Consider the following 16557-nt stretch of genomic DNA (forward strand, 5'->3'; position numbering starts at 1 on the left):
TCACCGGCTCCGCGCGTAGTGCTGACGGCCCGACCGCTCCACGCCGCAGGTCGTCCGTATGCCTTCGACCGTAGAACGCCCCGCACCGCTCAGTTCCTCCCCGGGCCTCGCGGCCCGTCAACCGGCGAGGGACTCCAGGGCTGTGACGAGGACGGCGAGGCCGTCGTCCAGCAGTTCGTCGCCGATGGCGAGCGGCGGCAGCAGGCGCAGGACGTTGCCGTCGGTGCCGCAGGTGAGCACGACGACGCCCTCGGCGTGGCAGCGGCGGGCGACCGCGCCGGCCGCGGCGCCGTCGGGCCGGCCGGTGGCGGGGTCGACGATCTCGACGGCGAGCATGGCGCCCCGGCCGCGCACGTCGCCGAGGGCCGGGACCCGCGCGGCGACGGCCCGCAGCCTCGGCAGCACCCGCGCGCCGATGGCACGGGCCCGCTCGACGAGCCCGTCGCGCTCGATGGTCTCGATGGCGCCGAGGGCGGCGGCGCAGGCCAGCGGGTTGCCGCCGTAGGTCCCGCCGAGGCCGCCGGGGTGCGCCGAGTCCATGATCTCGGCCCGGCCGGTCACGGCGGACAGCGGCAGCCCGCCGGCGATGCCCTTGGCGGTGGCGATCAGGTCGGGGACGACGCCCTCGTGCTCGCAGCCGAACATCGCCCCGGTGCGGGCGAACCCGGTCTGCACCTCGTCGGCGACGAAGACCGCGCCGGCCGCCTTCGACCAGGCCGCCAGCGCGGGCAGGAAACCCTCGGCCGGGACGACGAAGCCGCCCTCGCCCTGGATCGGCTCGATGAGGACCGCCGCGACGTTGTGGGCGCCGATCTGGCTCTCGATGACGCGGATCGCCCTGGCCGCCGCCTCGGCCCCGGACAGCCCGTCGCGGTACGGGTACGACAGCGGGACGCGGTAGATCTCCGGGGCGAACGGGCCGAACCCGTTCTTGTAGGGGTGGTTCTTCGCCGTCAGGGCCATCGTCAGGTTGGTGCGGCCGTGGTAGGCGTGGTCGAACACGACGACGGCCTGCCGCCCGGTGTGGATGCGGGCGATCTTGACGGCGTTCTCGACGGCCTCGGCGCCGGAGTTGAACAGCGCGGAGCGCTTCTCGTGGTCGCCGGGCGTGAGCCGGGCCAGCTGCTCACAGACCGCGACGTAGCCCTCATAGGGCGTGATCATGAAGCAGGTGTGGGTGAACGCCTGGACCTGGCGAATCACGTTGTCGACGACGGCCGGGGCGCTGTTGCCGACGGTCGTCACGGCGATACCGGAGCCGAGGTCGATCAGCGCGTTGCCGTCGACGTCGACCAGGATGCCGCCGCCGGCCGCCACGACGAACACCGGGAAGGTGATCGAGACGCCCCGGGCGACCGCGGCCTCCCGGCGGGCCAGCAGCTCCCGGGACCGGGGCCCCGGGAGCTCGGTGACCAGCTGACGCCGCTGTGGCAGGCCCGGCCCGCCGGTCACCGCGCGCGGGCCGGGGGTCTCCCCCGTCGCGGCCAACACTGCGGAGACCGGCGTCGACGGGCCGGCGGTCGTCGTCATTCCTCTACGGTAGGCCGCCCGGCTCAGGCGCGCGGGCCGCCGGCGACGTACAGGACCTGGCCGGTGACGAAGCCGGCGCCCTCGCTGACGAAGAACGACGCCGCGTGGGCGATGTCGGCCGGCTGGCCGACCCGGGCGACCGGGATCTCCTTGGCGCGGCGGGCCTCGTAGTGCTCCCACGTCTCGCCCAGGCGCTCGGCGGTCTTGTGGGTCATCTCGGACTCGATGAGGCCCGGGGCGATCGCGTTCGCGGTCACGCCGAACTTGCCGAGCTCGACCGCGAGGGTCTTGGTGAAGCCCTGCAGGCCGGCCTTGGCCGCGGAGTAGTTGACCTGGCCGCGGTTGCCGAGCGCCGAGGTGCTGGACAGGTTGACCACCCGGCCGAACTTGGCCTCGACCATGTACTTCTGCGTCGCCTTGGTCATCAGGAACGCGCCGCGCAGGTGCACGCCCATGACCTGGTCCCAGTCGGACTCCGACATCTTGAAGATGAGGTTGTCGCGGGTGATGCCGGCGTTGTTGATCAGGACGGTCGGCGGGCCGAGCTCGGCCACCACCTTCGCGACCGCCGCCTCGACGGCCGCCGCGTCGCTCACGTCCGCGCCGACACCGATCGCCTTGCCACCGGCCGCGACGATCTGGTCGACGACCGGCTTGGTGGCCTGCTCCTCGAGGTCGAGCACCGCGACGGCCAGGCCGTCCTGCGCCAGTCGCTGGGCGATGGCCGCGCCCAGGCCACGCGCCGCCCCCGTCACGATCGCCACCCGTTCGGTCATGCTGACGTTCTCCCGTCCTCCGGCCGGCTCACGGCCACTGATGTCCAGATGATGCAGCTCATGCAGATGATGCAGCGGGTCGCGGCCGGTTCCCCCGCGGCCGGCCCGCTACGTGTCGTCGCCGTCATACTGCCGAACCCGCCGGTCCGGGGTCGCCCCGAGACGGCGGATCTCACGTGCCAGCGCGCTTGACGCGGTGGCGACAGGCGCGGCGTCCGCGGCCCCTGGCCGGTTGTGTCAGGTTCCGTAAAGGCCGGCCAGGGTGCCGGAGGGTTGATGTCAGGCGGCCGAGCGGCCGTCCGAGACAGTCCCTGGGAGGGGCCCGATGTCAACCCTGACCGACGAGATCACCACCGAGCAGGCGCACGAGCTGGTCCAGCGCGCGGCCTTCCTCATCCGCAGCCGTCCGTTCGAGGGCTCGGACCCGCTGCAGGCCGCCGGTTGGAAGCGGTCCGTCGAGGAGTTCCTGGAGGACCTGGTCTTCGAGCGCGCGATCGGGCAGGTGGGCGCCACCGCGCCGGCGGGTGCGCCGAAGGCCACCAGCGACGTGAGCGCCTTCCTCCAGGGCCTCGATCACGCCCTCGACGCCCACAAGGACAACCCGGTCGCGATCGCGATCGCGGTCATCGTCGTGACCGTCGTGGGCGGGATGATCATCTCCTACGTCGCCGGCGAGGACGCCGGTACGCCCCCGCCCCCGCCGGTCGTCGTCAACGCCGGCGGATGATCAGGATCTGAGCCGATGCCCGCTCGGCCGGGCGGCGCGAACCGCCTGGCCGCGCGGCCTGCCACCCGCGGGGGAACCATGACCGAGCCGTCGAGGCCGCTGACGGTCACTGTCAACGGCCACACCTTCGATCCCGTCGCCGGGCCACCGGCGCCTGTTCCCGACGACGCCTTCGGGGGGGCCGCCGGGGCCGGCGTACGACTGATCGTCCAGGTGCACCAGCCGTTGCGGCGAGCCGAGCGCGACCGGCTGCGCGACGAGCTCGGCCTGGCGCTGACCGACTATCTGCCCGAGCTGGCCTACGTCGAGTCGATCCCGGCCGCGTCGGTCGCGCGGGTGGCCGCGGACCCGCTGGTCCGCGCGGTGACGCCGTTCGCGCCCGCGTTCCGGCTGTCCACCGGGATCGGCACGCGGACGTTCCGCACCGACGCGGCCCGCGGCCGGACCGGGCCTCGGCTGGAGGCGGTGCTCTTCGGGGACGCGGACCCGGACACGGCGCTCGCCGCGGTGCGCGAGCACGGCGGGGGCGACGCGGTCGTCCTCGACGAACGCGCCCACGGTGGGGCGGTGAAGATCCGTTTCACCATGGCGAGCGACGACCTGGCCGCGCTGGCCACCATCGACGACATCCGCTGGCTGGACGAGGTCGGCGAGGCGAAGCACGACGCGACCGAGACGCCCGCCTTGCCCGGCCCGGCGGCCGTTCCCGTCGAGCTCGCCCGGGGCTGGGCCGCTCCCCTGTGGGACGCGGGACTGCACGGCGAGGGCCAGATCATCGGGATGATGGACAGTCCCGTCGACCTGGGCCACTGCTTCTTCGCCGACGCCGCGAACCCGGTCGGCCCGCTGCACCGCAAGGTCGTCGGGTTCCGGGACGCCGCGGGCGGCCCGCCGGGGCGGCACGGCACGTTCGTCGCCGGGATCGCGGCCGGGGACGATCCGGCGGCGCCCGGCGGGCATCCCGACCGCGGGGTGGCCTGGGCGGCGCGGCTGACCTTTGGCAACGCCGACGACATCGAGAGCACCGGGGTGCTCGGCTACCTCGGCGCGGCCGCGGCCGACGGTGCCCGCGTGCACACGAACAGCTGGCACGACGAGCCGACGCCGCAGTACAACCAGCTCGCCGCCGACCTCGACGCCTTCGCCTGGCACAACGAGGACCACCTCATCCTCGGCTCGTCCGGCAACACGGGCGAGGCGATGGGGCCGCCCGGCACGGCGAAGAACGCCCTGTCGGTGTCCGCCTCCCGGGGTGGCGCCCTGGACGGCTTCGGCGACGGCACGACCGGGCCGAGCGAGGACGGCCGGCACAAGCCGGAGCTCGTCGCGCCCGGCTGCTCGATCAGGTCCGCCGCGGTCGGCTCCGGCTGCGCCGTGAAGCTCGACCGCGTCGTGTTCGGCTCGGCCGGGCCGATCTGCGCGACGAGCTGGGCGACGCCGGCCGTCGCCGGGCTCGCCGCGCTGGCCCGGCAGTACTACGTCGACGGCTACCACCCGAGCGGGACGCCGTCGCCACCCGACGCCCTGGTGCCCTCGGGCGCCCTGCTCAAGGCGACCCTGCTGGCCGGCTGCGTCGACCTCACCAGCCCGGCCACCTACCCGAGCGACACGACGGGCTGGGGGCGGGTCCGGCTGGAGAACGTCCTGGCCCTCCCGGGGTCGGGCCGCCGGCCGCGGGTCTGGGACCGGCGCAACGCCGACGGGATCGCCACCGGGGAAAGCACCGAGCACCCGGTCGACGTGGCCGGGCCGGGCGAGCCGTTGACGATCACGCTGGTCTGGACCGAGCCGCCAGGCGCGGCCGGGGCACCGGTCGCGGCCGTCAACGTCCTGGAGCTGACGGCGCTGCCGCCGGACGGCGGGCCGGCGCTGCGGGCGAACGTGTTCGCGGGCGGCTTCTCCGTCCCCGGGGACGCCACCGACCGGCTGAACAACGTGCGCCGCGTCCTCGTGCGCGCTCCGGCCGCCGGGCGCTGGACCGTCGTCGTCTCCGGGGTCGCCGTCAACGTCGGCGACCCGGGCCAGGGCTACGCGCTCGTCGCCGCCGGCGACCTGAGCTGACCAGCGATCCACCGACGACAACCCACGATCATAAGAAGAAGGAGACTGGACATGAACGAGGCAACCGGGGTCCGGGTCGTCGTGCAGGGCGACCTTCCGGACGAGGTCATGATGAGGATCCGCGTCGGCATCCGCTCCGCCGTGCTGGCCGAGCTGGCTCAGACCGACCTCGCGCCCAGGCAGTTCCCGGTCCCGTTGGAGCCCTTCGAGCTCGACCCCGGCCTGGACCCGTCGCTCGGGCTGCAGATCCCGCAGCTGCTCGGCTGGTGGTTCAAGGAGGGCCCCGACGGCACGATCGACCCCGGGACGCCGATCCTGGCGACCGACCTGTGACCACCGACCCTGCGACCGCCGACCCTGCGACTTCCAACCCCCCGCGGCCGGCGACGTGCCCGAGCAGCTCGTGCGAGCCCGGCCATCTGTTGATCGGCATCGTGCGCCCGGACGGCACGACCGCGGGGGTCTGGCCTCCGCTGCCGATCGACGAGGCGTTCGTCGCCAGCGCGCGGGCCGCCGACCGGGTGCCTGAGGCCCGGCTGCGTTTCGCCGGCCCGTGCGTCACCTCCCAGTGTCACCAGTGGCACGGGGACCGGTGCCGGATCGGGGACCTCGTCGCCGGGCAGCCGCAGGCCGCCGTCGGGCCGGGGGCCGCGGCCGCGCCGCCGCCCTGCGCGATCCGGGCCACCTGCCGCTGGTGGTCGCAGAACGGGGTGGCCGCGTGCCGGTCCTGCCCGAAGGTCGTGCACACCCGCGCGGACCAGCCGGACGGTCGGGTGGCCGACGATCCGCGAGGGTGACGGCGGCAGCGCACCGCGTGATACTGGGATCTCCAGTACTCGGGGGAGAACCGCGTGAGTCCGTTGCCCCAGCCACCGCTTCCGCCGGGGCCGGTCGCCGACCTGTTCGGCGCGCTGCACGAGTTACACCACCGCGCCGGCTGGCCCAGCCTGCGCCGGATCGCCGCCGAGGTCGGCTGCAGCCACACGACCGTCTCGGTCGCGTTCAGCGAGCCGCGACTACCCCGCTGGGGCCTGCTGGAACTCATCGTCGAAGCGCTCGACGGCGACGTGGAGGGTTTCCGGGAGCTCTGGCTCGCCGCGAGCGCGGCGGACACCGACCTCGGACCGACCACCTCCGTGCCAGCCCCGGCGGCCTCGACGGCGTCGGGGCCGGCGCCGGCGGAGCCCGACCAGCGGGAGCGGTTCGCCGCGCCCCGTGAGCTGCCCGCGCCGATCGTCCCGGTCGTCGGCCGCGCCGCGGACCTGGCCCGCCTGGATGACGCGTTCGAGGCCGCCCAGGCCGGCACCGGGCCGGGCGTCGTGCTGATCACCGGGCCGGCGGGGGTGGGCAAGACCTGCCTCGCGGTCGCGTGGAGCCACACGGTCGCGGGCCGGCATCCGGACGGCCAGCTCTACCTGGACCTGCGCGGCTACGACGTGAGCCGGGCCAGGACGCCGGCCGCGGCGGCCGAGTCGGTGCTGCGCCGCCTCGGGGTGGCCGCCGCGGCGGTACCCCGTGAGCTGGCCGACCGCTCCGCCCTGCTGCGCTCGCTGCTGGCCGGCCGGCGCCTGCTCCTCGTCCTCGACAACGCCCACTCGGCCGACCAGGTGGCGCCGCTGCTGCCGGGGGCCGCCTCGTGCTTCGTCGTCGTCACCAGCCGCGACGGCCTCCCGTCGCTGGTCACCCGGGCGGGCGCCCAGCGGATCGGGCTGCGCCGGCTGGACGAGGACGACGCGACGACGTTGCTCGCCCAGCTCATCGGCAAGCCGGCCGCCGCGCGGCCCGACGCGGTAGCCGAGCTGGCGCGCCGGTGCGCGTACCTGCCGCTCGCGCTGCGCGTCGCCGCCGAGGTCGTCACCCGCGACCCGGACTGGGAGCTGGCCGAGCAGGTGGCCCGCTTCGAGGGCCGCGCGGCCCGGCTCGACCTGTTGGACGCCGGCGGCGACGAGCGCACCAGCGTGCGCAGCGTGTTCTCGTGGTCGCGGCGACGGCTCGGCCCGCAGGCCGGCACGTTGTTCGAGCTGCTCGGCTTCAGCCCGTCGCGGGAGCTGGAGACGGCGGCGGCCGCCGCGCTGCTTGGAGCCGGGCCGGCGGCCGGCGCGGCGGCGGTCGACGAGCTGCTGCGCGCGCATCTGGTCGAGCGGCGGGGCGACGCGATCGGGCTGCACGACCTGCTGCGCGACTACGTCGTCGAGCTCGCCGCCCGCCGGCCGGCCGCCGAGCGGCACGCCGCGCGCCAGCGGCTGTTCGACCACCACGTGCGGGCCACCGGGCGCGCAGCGGCGGCGGCTTTCGCCGACGCGGGGTCGGCCGAGGCCAGGACCTGGCTCGACCGGCACCGGCAGTCCCTGCTCGCGGTCGCCCGGTCGGCCGGCCAGGACAGCCCGTCGCACTGCCTGCGGCTGGCCGCCCTGCTGCACCCCTACCTGGAGGTGTCCGGCTACTACGGCGACGCGATCGCCCTGCAGCGCACCGCGATCCAGACCGCCCAGCGGCCCGGGGGCGACCGGGCCGAGCTCGCCGGAGCGCTGCGCCGCCTGGCCGGCGTGCTGCGCAGGTCCGGGGCGCTGGCCGAGTCGCTCGCCGCCGCCGAACGCACGATGGCGCTCTACGAGGAGCTCGACGACCGCGCCGGCATCGCGTCCGCGCTCGACGCGCTGACGGCGGTGCACGTCCGCCAGGGCCGCAACGAGCTGGCCGGCGAGGAGCTGGCGCGCGCGGTCGAGCTGCACCGGGAGCTCGGCGACGGGCCGGGTGAGGCCGCGGCGGCCAACCGGTGGGGCATCGCCCTGATGCAGCTCGGCCGGTTCGCCGACGCCCTCGCCCGCCACGAGCACGCCTACGCGCTGTACCGGACGCTCGGCCAGCGGGTCGCGCTCGGCCGCGTGGCGAACAACGTCGGTGTGGTCAGCCTGCGGCTCGGCCGCTACGAAGCCGCCCACGCGGCACTGAGCGAGGCGCTCACCATCGCCACCGAGGTGGGCAACCGGGCCGGGATGGGCGTCGCGCTGGCCAACCTGGGCGAGGTCGCCGAGCGGCGCGGGCGCTACGCGGACGCCGTCGAGAGCTACCGCCAGGGGATCGAGGTCTGCGCCCAGGTCGGCTACCTCGCCGGGCTCGCCGACGCCCGGCGCGGCCTCGGGGTCGTGCTGGCCCGCCAGGGCGCGCACGCGAAGGCGCTGGAGACCCTGCGCGCGGCGCTGGAGCTCGGCCGCGGCGCCGGCGACGCCGACGTCGAGACCGCCACGCTCAACGACATCGGGCTGGCCGAGCGGCTGGCCGGCGCGGACGGGGCCGCCAGCCACCGCGCCGCGTACGAGGCGGCGGGCGTCACCGGCGACCTGTTCCAGCGGGCCAAGGCGCTCGACGGGCTGGCCTGGGCCGCGCTGGCCGGCACCGACGTCCCGCTCGCCCGAAGCCACTGGCTGGAGGCGCTGGGCCTGTTCGACGGGCTCGGGGTGCCCGAGGCGGCCGACGTCCGGGCCGAGCTGGCGCGGCTGGGCACCGAGGCGCCCAGCACGCTGGCGCCGGTCGAGTAGCGCGGCCTAGTTCGGCCCGCGTTCCGGGTCGACCCACTCGTGCCAGGCCACCGCGGCGAGCAACGCGGCCCGGGGGCCGCCGGCGCCGGGGAGCACCGCGTCCCCGAGCACGCCCGCCAGCGCGACGACGGCTGTCTCGACCACGTTCCAGAACCCCGAAAGGCTCGGGTCGGGCAGTGTGGCCGACACCAGCTCGTACACCGACGGGATCGGCTCGCCCGCCGGGGGCACGGTGAAGGAGCCGGTCCCCACCCCGACCTGGGCGAGGTTCTCCAGCGCTCGGATCCGGGACTGCAGGTCCTCCCGCTGGTCAACCGTGATCACCCCAGCGTCCGTCAGCGCCTCGACGGACCGGACCGCGAGACCGACCACCGCCGCCGGCGGTATCTGGACCAGGACGGGAATCGCGAGCGGCCCCCAGGCCAGAATCACGCCCGGGAGCGGCGCGGCCATGTCGGGCCGGGCGAGAAGCTCGGCGACATCCTTGGGATGGACGTCCTTGGGATGGACGTCCTTGCTGTGCACATCTTTCGAGTGGACGTCCATCGAGTGCGGGCTCATGGTTGCCTCCGGCCGTTGATCCGTCAGGTACCGGATCAGCCTGCGCCCGCCGCGGGCGGGGTTTACAAAACTGGCCAGAACCCGCCGGCTCAGGGCTCGCCGCGCGGTTCGAGGCGGACGACCAGGGACTTCGACGTCGGGGTGTTGGAGCGTTCGGCGGTCGAGTCGAGCGGGACCAGGACGTTGGTCTCCGGGAAGTAGGCGGCGGCGCAGCCGGGCGCGGTGGGGTAGGCGACGACGCGGAAGCCCGGCGCGCGCCGTTCGACGCCGTCGGACCAGATGCTGACCAGGTCGACCTGGGCGCCGTCGGCGAGGCCGCGGCTGGCCAGGTCCTCGGGGTTGACCAGCACCACCCGGCGGGCGTTGCGAATGCCGCGGTAACGGTCGTCGCGGCCGTAGATCGTGGTGTTGTACTGGTCGTGCGAGCGCACCGTCTGCAGCAGCAGGTGGCCGGGCGGGACCCGCAGCACCGTCAGCTCGTTGACCGTGAGCACCGCCCGGCCGGACGGGGTGCGGAACTCGCGGGCGTCGCGCGGCGGGTGGGGCAGCAGGAACCCGCCGGGCTCGGCGATCTTCCGCTCATAGTCGTCGAAGCCAGGGACGACGTTCGCGATGTGGGCCCGGATCCGGCGGTAGTCGCCGGAGAGCCCAGCCCAGTCGACGTCCGGGTGGCCGGCGGTGGCCTGGCCGCGCCGGGACAGCGTCGCCGCCGCGAGGCCGGCGATGATCGAGGCCTCGGACCGCAGCCTCGGGCCGGCGGGCGGGAGCGTGCCCCGGGAGGCGTGCACGGAGCCCATCGAGTCCTCGACGGTGACCACCTGCGGGCCGGCGGCCTGGACGTCACGCTCGGTGCGCCCGAGGGTGGGCAGGATCAGCGCGGCCGCGCCGGTGACGGCGTGCGAGCGGTTGAGCTTGGTCGAGATCTGGACCGTGAGCCGGCAGGACCGGATCGCCGCCTCGGTCACGGCGCTGTCCGGCGTGGCGGAGACGAAGTTCCCGCCGAGGCCGACGAACACCCGCGCCCGCCCGTCGCGCATCGCCCGGATCGCGTCGACGACGTCGTACCCGTGGTGGCGCGGCGGCGCGAAGCCGAACTCGGCGCCCAGCCGGTCGAGGAAGGCGTCGGGCATCTTCTCCCAGATGCCCATCGTCCGGTCACCCTGGACGTTGGAATGCCCGCGCACCGGGCAGACGCCGGCGCCGGGCCGGCCGATGTTGCCCCGCAGCAGCAGGAAGTTGACGACCTCGCGGATGGTCGCGACGGCGTTGGCGTGCTGGGTGAGGCCCATCGCCCAGCAGACGATGATCTTCTCGGCGGCGAGCACCCGGGCGGCCAGCTCGTCGATCTCGGCGGCGGCCAGGCCCGTCGAGGCGGCGACGTCGGCCTCGTCCAGGGCCCGCAGGTGGGCGGCGAACGCGGCGAACCCGGTGGTGTGCGCGGCCAGGAAGTCATGGTCGAGCACCGTGCCCGGGGCCGCGTCCTCGGCGTCCAGCAGCCGGCGCGACAGCGCCTGGAACAGGGCGAGGTCGCCGTTGACCCGGATCCGCAGGAACTGGTCGGCCAGCGCCGTGCCGGCGCCGACGATCCCGGACGGCTTCTGCGGGTTGCGAAACCGCATCAGCGACGCCTCGGGCAGCGGGTTCACGGCGACGACCGACCCGCCGCGCCGCTTGACCTTCTCCAGTGACGTCAGCATCCGCGGGTGGTTGGTGCCCGGGTTCTGGCCGACGACGAGGACAAGGTCGGCGTTCTCCAGGTCCTCCAGGGTCACCGAGCCCTTGCCGATGCCGATCGTCTCGGTCAGCGCGCTGCCGGAGGACTCGTGGCACATGTTCGAGCAGTCCGGGAGATTGTTCGTGCCGTAGGCGCGGACGAACAGCTGGTAGAGGAACGCGGCCTCGTTGCTGGTCCGCCCGGAGGTGTAGAAGACGGCCTCATCGGGGCTGTCCAGGGCGGTCAGCTCGGCGGCGACCAGGTCGAACGCCTCGTCCCAGCCCACCGGCTCGTAGTGGTCGCTCCCGGGCCGGCGCAGCATCGGCTCGACGAGGCGGCCCTGCTGGCCGAGCCAGTAGCCGGACCGGCCGGCCAGGTCGGTCAGGCTGTGCTCGGCGAAGAACTCGGGGGTGACCCGGCGCAGCGTCGCCTCCTCGGCGACGGCCTTGGCGCCGTTCTCGCAGAACTCGGCGTGGGCGCGGTGCCCCGGGTCCGGGTCGGGCCAGGCGCAGCCGGGGCAGTCGAACCCGTCGGCCTGGTTGAGCAGGCGCAGCGTCGTCAGGCTGCGGCGCGCCCCCATCTGGGCCCAGGACTGCGCCAGCGCGTGGGCCACCCCGGGGACGCCGGCCGCCCAGGTCGCGGGCTCGTGCGCCGCCCTGGGGTCGTCCGCCGGGTCTCCGACCGGTGCCTTGCGCGCCACGGCGCACCTCCCCGCCCGGTGCGACGGTCCGGACGCCTCTCGGACGCTACGCGCCGACCCCCGCCACGGGTACCCGCCGGCCGCGGCCGGCTAGCCGCACTCGCCCCTGCGGACGAACGGCTCGTCCTCCTCGTCGTAGTCCGGTCCGTCGTCCGCCGCGGGCCGCTGCTCGGGCAGAGCGGGCGCCTGGACGAACTGGAAGTTGGTGACCGTCCGGGTGACGAAGCCGAGGTGCTCGTAGAGCCGGATGGCGTTGGTGTTCAGCGCGGAGGCGTGCAGGAACGGCGTCTCGCCCCGGCCGCGGATCCCGGCGGCGACCGCGCGCATCAGCCGGGTGGCCAGGCCCTGGCCCCGCAGGGCCGGGTCGGTGCAGACCGCGCTGATCTCGGTGTAGCCGGGCGCCCGCAGCCGCTCCCCCGCCATCGCGACGAGCGCGTCCCCCTCGAAGACGCCGAGGTAGGAGCCCAGCTCGACGGTGCGGGACCGGAACGGCCCCGGCTTGGTGCGCTCCACGAGCTCGATCATCGCGGGCACGTCGGCCGGGCCGAGCGGCCGGGCCGCGGGCTCGGGCGCGTCGGCGAAGTCCGCGGTCGCGACCATCTGGACGAGCCCGATCCGGTCCAGCACGGTCCAGCCGGCGGGCGGTGCGTCCTCGACGAAGAACAACGTCGCGACCCCACCCGGGCCGACGACGGCGGCCAGGTCGTCCCAGGCCCACGCCCCCGGCCCACCGGCCATCGCGGCGAACGGCGCGACCTCGGGCTGGAACTGACCGGCCCGCGCGACCCGCCCGGGTCGGTCGGCGAAGCCCGCCTGCCGGCTGGTCAGCGCCGTCCAGATCACGTTGTCCAGCACGTCGTCGCCGCCGGCCTGGCCGCCCTGCTGGCGCCCGTCGTCGTGCACCCGCGCCCGGGTGGCATCCGTCACCGCGCTCATCCCTCCGTCCGCCAGCCCCGTTGGCCACTCTATGGGGCGGGTTCGGCCGGGCCCAGGGCCCGCGGCCCACGGCCGGCGCCGCGCGGACGATCGCGACGCCGGCCGGTCCTCGCTACCCGGCGTCCCGCCCGGTACCCGCCCTGGAGACGGGCAGCGGGCGCTGGCCCGCGCCCGGCGCCCTGGCGGGCGGCGCGCTGGGCTGCGCGCGTGGCGCCCGCGCGGGCGGCGCGGTCGGCGTCCGCGGCTTCGGCGGGCTCGCCGCCGGGGCCCGGCGAGCGGGTCTGGCTGGTCGCGCCAGCCACGACCGCCACTGGGTCAGCGCAACCATCACCAGGTCGGCCACGTTCCCGGCGAGGGCCGCGCGCCGCCGCCCGGGCTCGCGTCGGCTGCTCACCGATCCGCGAGCTTCTCGTCGGCGCCGACCGCGCGGCTGTCGGGGATCGTGACGGCCGCCTGGTCGACGACGCCGCGCCGGACCAGCTCGTCGACCATCCCGAGCAGCCGGGTGATCCGCAGCCGGCAGATGCGCCACTGCCCGTCGTCGCACTTGCGGTATTCCTCGTGGTAATGGCCGCTTCCGGCGATCTCCAGCATTCCGTCCGCGCCGTCGAACCGCACGTAGTCGTTCATCGCCCAGATTCCGCGCGCCGTGTGCGGCCCGGTTATCTCGATTTCCGGCATGTGGGCGTGGTGAACGGTCAGCCCCGCGCCGATGGCCCGGAAGATGAACTCCATGAACTGCTCACGGGTGTGGAACCGCTCGTCCGGGACGTCCGCGATCCACGCATCGAGATCGGGCGTGAAAACGTCGGCCCACTCGTCCCATTTCTTCTCGTCGACGAGGCGCAGATAACGCGCCTTGAGCTGCTTGAGCGCCTCGATCTCACAGAGGTCCCCGATCTCCACCAGCATCCCCCTATGCCGTTTCGCGGCGCAGTCAGCCAGCCACACGCGCCGCGCGGGTGTGATACGCCGTCCCGAGAAACCAGGCCCGCCATCCGGGGGCCGGCCGGAGCGTACTGCCGCCCTTTCTCGAACGCGACGCGGCCGGTGGACCCGACTCGCGGGGCTATCCGCCGGTGGTCGCGCCCGGCGAGCCGGTGATGGCCTGGGTGACGACGCGGCTGGCCTCGCCGGGACCGAAGGTGGGCGGTTTGGGCGCGGCCTCGGGGATGCCGAGCCTGACGACCACGGTGTCGGTCGCGGGGTCGACCTGGACCACCTGGTTGCCCAGCCCGATCGCCCAGAACATGTCGTCCGGGGCGCCGGCGACGAGCCGGCCCTGCTTCGAGGTCTGGTTCCCGACCTGGGACAGGTCGGTGGCGACCAGCGGGTTGCCGACCAGCCCCTCATGGTTCAGCCACCACAGGTAGCCTTACGCGGCGTTCAGCTGGGTGGACGAGGTCCCGGTCGCGGCGCGCAGCCAGTCGGTGGAGACGATCTGCTTGCCGTGCCAGGTGCCGTGGTCGAGCGCCAGCTGCCCGAACCGGGCCAGGTCGCGGCAGGTGCTGTGCACGCCGGTGAACATCTCGGTGTTGCCCGCGCCGTCGTGGGACATCGACGTGTGGGTCATCCCGAGTGGCGTGAACAGCCGTTGCTGGGCGAACGCCGCCGGGTCCTGGCCGGTCGCGCCCCGGAGCACCTGGTCCAGGGTCTGGATCGCCGAGTTGTTGTAGGCCCAGACCTGGCCGGGCGCCTCGGCCTGGCCGAGGCCGACGGCGAACGCGGTCTTGTCCTTGGCCTTGATGAGCTGGCCGTAGTCGAGGCCGACGCTCCACTGGCGGCCGGAGTCGTTGCTCAGCAGGTCGCGGACCGTGACCGCCGCCGACGGGGTGCCCCGCCAGGCCGGGATCCACGTCGACGCCGGCTGCGTGATCGCCAGGTCGCCGTCATCCTGGGCGATGCCGGTCAGGGTGCTCGTCACCGACTTCGTCGCCGAGAAGACGTCCTGCTCGGTGTTCGCGTTCGTGCCCCGGAAGTACCACTCGCCGGCGATCTTCCCGTCGCGGACCACCAGCAGGCAGTTCGACTTGCCAGTCTCGGCGGTCTTCGCGAGGTCGGCGAGGACGCCCGGATTGAGACCGACGGACGCCGGGTCGACGGTCTCCCAGTCGGCCCCCGGCTGGTGCGGGGCCTGCCCTGGGGTGCCGGAGGCCGGGCTGCCAGAGGCTGGGGGTGGCGTGCTCGCGACCGCGCCGCCCTGGCAGGCGGCGGCGCCGAGCAGCGCTACCAGGGCGACAGCTGCCGCGACCACACCGCGCGGCCGACGGGGTAACGGAGACCTCAACGCACGCACCTCTCGACGGGTGCGCCGATCGTGGCACCCGAAGGTCAGGCGCCGGTAGGAGAAATGTTCAGCGAATGCAAGGGCTCGGGGTGCGGACGGGGCGGCTGACGGGCCGTGCCGGTCCTAGGACGCGTCGGGGCGGGCGCGGCGGGCGTCCTCGGCGCTGGCCGCCGCCGACGTGCCGTCCGGTGCCGGCGGCGCGTCGCCGCCCGTGAGCCGGCTGTGCAGCCGCTCGCGGATCTCGTCCGGGGTGTAGGACCGGCGGGCTCGTTCGGCGCGGGCGACCATCGCGCCCGTCGCCGCGACGCCGACGACTCCGGCCAGTCCGAGCACCTTCCACACGCGCATACCTCAGGCTAAGTCGAATCGGCCGGTCTTGCGGGGGCATGCCGGGACGAGTCCGGGTCCGCGGCCCAAAAGTCCGGCCAGGCGCCGTCGCCTGGCCGGGCCTTCGCCGAGTCGCCCCAGGCATCGCCCAGGTCGGCCTAGTCTGGACGTTATGTGCGCCATGCCCGTCAGCCTGGACGCGGCCGTGGAAGCGAGCCGGACCGGCGACCTGTGGCTGTTCCGGGGCCGTACCGCGGCCGACCGGGCGATCCAGACGCTCACGAACAGTCCCGTCAACCATGTCGGCATGGCCCTCGTCCTCGACGACATGCCACCGATGATCTGGCACGCCGAGCTCGGCCGGTCGCTGCCCGACCGGTGGACCGGCGGCCGCCACCGCGGGGTGCAGCTGCACGACCTGCGGGCCGCCGTCGAGCAGTGGGGCCAGCGGTACGACCAGCGGGCCTGGCTGCGCCAGCTCGAACCGGAGGTGCCCCGGGAGGCGGAGGACGCCGCACTGCGGATCGTCGCGCGGCTCGACGGCACCCCGTTCCCGTCGACCGCCCAGCTCGCCGGCCGGTGGCTGCTGGGCCGGGCGCCGATCCGGCGCCATCAGCCGGGCGCCGACGACGAGGACGCCGACCAGCTCCCGGACGAGGCCGCGGCCGAACCCTGGTTCGCCGCGTTCCCCTGGCAGCTCGGCACCGACGGCGCCAGAGCCGACGATCCCGCGCGGCCGGGCCCCGGGCCGGGTTGGCCGGACGACGCGGTTACCGCCGGGCCGGTGGGCCGGGCCGGTCGCTGGCCGCGGCGGCGCGGCCGGTCACGGCGGGTGCACGCCACCGCGCCGCCGGCCGCCGACCCGCCGGTGACCGGCCCGCCTGACACCGAGATCCTGGGCGCGGCGGGCGGCTCGTCCCTCGAGACCGCCTACTGCGCCGAGGTCGTCGCGATCACCTACCAGGCGATGGGGCTGCTGCCCGCCGGCCGCCGGCCGAACTGGTACGACCCGGGCCGGTTCTGGAGCGGCGACGACCTTCCGCTCACGCCCGGGTTCAGCCTCGGCGCCGAGATCGCCGTCGAGATCCCCGACTGAGTCGCGACGGGCCCGTCTGGCCGGCGGCCGCCGGCGCGTGCTTGGCTGAGGACATGGACGACAAAGCGATATTCACTCAGATCAACGCTCTCGTCGCCGAGGAGCATGACCTGCGCGCCAAGCGGGCGGCGGGCGCGATCGACCCGGACGAGGAGCTGGCCCGCCTCCGTCACGTCGAGGCGTCCCTGGACCAGTGCTGGGACCTGCTGCGCCGGCGGGACGCCCTGCGCGCCGCCGGGCGGGACCCCGTCGAGGCGAAGCCGGCGTCCCTCACCCAGGTCGAGGGCTACGTCCAGTAGCCCC

The 16557-nt window shown here is 74.9% G+C and carries 16 protein-coding genes; 7 read left to right on the forward strand and 9 right to left on the reverse strand.

The window, feature by feature from the left end:
- Positions 1-117: 117 nt before the first annotated feature.
- On the reverse strand, positions 118-1530 hold the full coding sequence (gene gabT, locus FRAEUI1C_RS23010; RefSeq protein ID WP_013425752.1) for a 4-aminobutyrate--2-oxoglutarate transaminase: 1413 nt from the start codon (positions 1528-1530) through the stop codon (positions 118-120).
- Between the two features lie 23 nt (positions 1531-1553).
- Positions 1554-2306, reverse strand: coding sequence for a 3-oxoacyl-ACP reductase FabG (gene fabG / locus FRAEUI1C_RS23015; protein WP_013425753.1), 753 nt, complete (start codon positions 2304-2306; stop codon positions 1554-1556).
- A gap of 325 nt (positions 2307-2631) precedes the next feature.
- On the opposite strand from fabG, the gene FRAEUI1C_RS23020 reads away from it, so the two are divergent.
- The 5 genes from FRAEUI1C_RS23020 to FRAEUI1C_RS36590 all read left to right on the forward strand — a co-directional run bounded on the left by FRAEUI1C_RS23020 (position 2632) and on the right by FRAEUI1C_RS36590 (position 8633).
- The gene (locus FRAEUI1C_RS23020) at positions 2632-3033 is read left to right on the forward strand and encodes a hypothetical protein (RefSeq protein WP_013425754.1); all 402 of its coding nucleotides are present in this window, start codon (positions 2632-2634) and stop codon (positions 3031-3033) included.
- A 78-nt stretch (positions 3034-3111) separates the two neighbouring features.
- Positions 3112-5094 (forward strand): S8 family serine peptidase, encoded by a 1983-nt coding sequence (locus FRAEUI1C_RS23025; protein WP_157735021.1) that lies wholly within the window; start codon positions 3112-3114, stop codon positions 5092-5094.
- A gap of 51 nt (positions 5095-5145) precedes the next feature.
- Entirely contained in the window at positions 5146-5427 is a 282-nt protein-coding gene (locus FRAEUI1C_RS23030) for a hypothetical protein (RefSeq protein ID WP_013425756.1), read from the forward strand.
- Positions 5424-5891 carry a hypothetical protein gene (locus FRAEUI1C_RS23035; RefSeq protein ID WP_013425757.1) on the forward strand — a complete coding sequence of 156 codons (468 nt, stop codon included), beginning with the start codon at positions 5424-5426 and terminating at the stop codon, positions 5889-5891. Before FRAEUI1C_RS23030 ends, FRAEUI1C_RS23035 begins: the two co-directional genes overlap by 4 nt.
- Before the next feature lie 54 nt (positions 5892-5945).
- Positions 5946-8633, forward strand: coding sequence for an ATP-binding protein (locus FRAEUI1C_RS36590; protein ID WP_013425758.1), 2688 nt, complete (start codon positions 5946-5948; stop codon positions 8631-8633).
- A gap of 6 nt (positions 8634-8639) precedes the next feature.
- Here the strand turns inward: FRAEUI1C_RS36590 and FRAEUI1C_RS23045 are convergent, their stop codons facing one another.
- The 7 genes from FRAEUI1C_RS23045 to FRAEUI1C_RS23070 form a co-directional block, all read right to left on the reverse strand.
- A complete protein-coding gene (locus FRAEUI1C_RS23045) occupies positions 8640-9194 on the reverse strand; it encodes a hypothetical protein (RefSeq protein WP_013425759.1) in 555 nt (184 codons plus the stop codon).
- Between the two features lie 89 nt (positions 9195-9283).
- Positions 9284-11608, reverse strand: a complete 2325-nt coding sequence (locus FRAEUI1C_RS23050; protein ID WP_013425760.1) for an FdhF/YdeP family oxidoreductase — start codon at positions 11606-11608, stop codon at positions 9284-9286.
- Positions 11609-11698: 90 nt separating this feature from the next.
- Complete coding sequence (locus FRAEUI1C_RS23055) at positions 11699-12544, reverse strand: GNAT family N-acetyltransferase (protein WP_083819621.1); 846 nt, start codon at positions 12542-12544, stop codon at positions 11699-11701.
- Between the two features lie 390 nt (positions 12545-12934).
- On the reverse strand, positions 12935-13450 hold the full coding sequence (locus FRAEUI1C_RS23060) for a nuclear transport factor 2 family protein (protein ID WP_013425762.1): 516 nt from the start codon (positions 13448-13450) through the stop codon (positions 12935-12937).
- Positions 13451-13613: 163 nt separating this feature from the next.
- The gene (locus tag FRAEUI1C_RS41245; RefSeq protein ID WP_232425092.1) at positions 13614-13796 is read right to left on the reverse strand and encodes a hypothetical protein; all 183 of its coding nucleotides are present in this window, start codon (positions 13794-13796) and stop codon (positions 13614-13616) included.
- A 123-nt stretch (positions 13797-13919) separates the two neighbouring features.
- A complete protein-coding gene (locus FRAEUI1C_RS23065) occupies positions 13920-14798 on the reverse strand; it encodes a serine hydrolase domain-containing protein (RefSeq protein WP_232425093.1) in 879 nt (292 codons plus the stop codon).
- Positions 14799-14954: 156 nt separating this feature from the next.
- On the reverse strand, positions 14955-15179 hold the full coding sequence (locus tag FRAEUI1C_RS23070; protein ID WP_041259614.1) for a hypothetical protein: 225 nt from the start codon (positions 15177-15179) through the stop codon (positions 14955-14957).
- A gap of 151 nt (positions 15180-15330) precedes the next feature.
- On the opposite strand from FRAEUI1C_RS23070, the gene FRAEUI1C_RS41250 reads away from it, so the two are divergent.
- Positions 15331-16254 carry a hypothetical protein gene (locus FRAEUI1C_RS41250; protein WP_013425764.1) on the forward strand — a complete coding sequence of 308 codons (924 nt, stop codon included), beginning with the start codon at positions 15331-15333 and terminating at the stop codon, positions 16252-16254.
- 53 nt (positions 16255-16307) lie between these two features.
- Positions 16308-16553 carry a DUF2630 family protein gene (locus FRAEUI1C_RS23080; protein WP_013425765.1) on the forward strand — a complete coding sequence of 82 codons (246 nt, stop codon included), beginning with the start codon at positions 16308-16310 and terminating at the stop codon, positions 16551-16553.
- Positions 16554-16557 lie beyond the last annotated feature (4 nt).

This window comes from Pseudofrankia inefficax (assembly GCF_000166135.1).
In the GTDB taxonomy this organism is placed as follows: Bacteria; Actinomycetota; Actinomycetes; order Frankiales; family Frankiaceae; genus Pseudofrankia; species Pseudofrankia inefficax.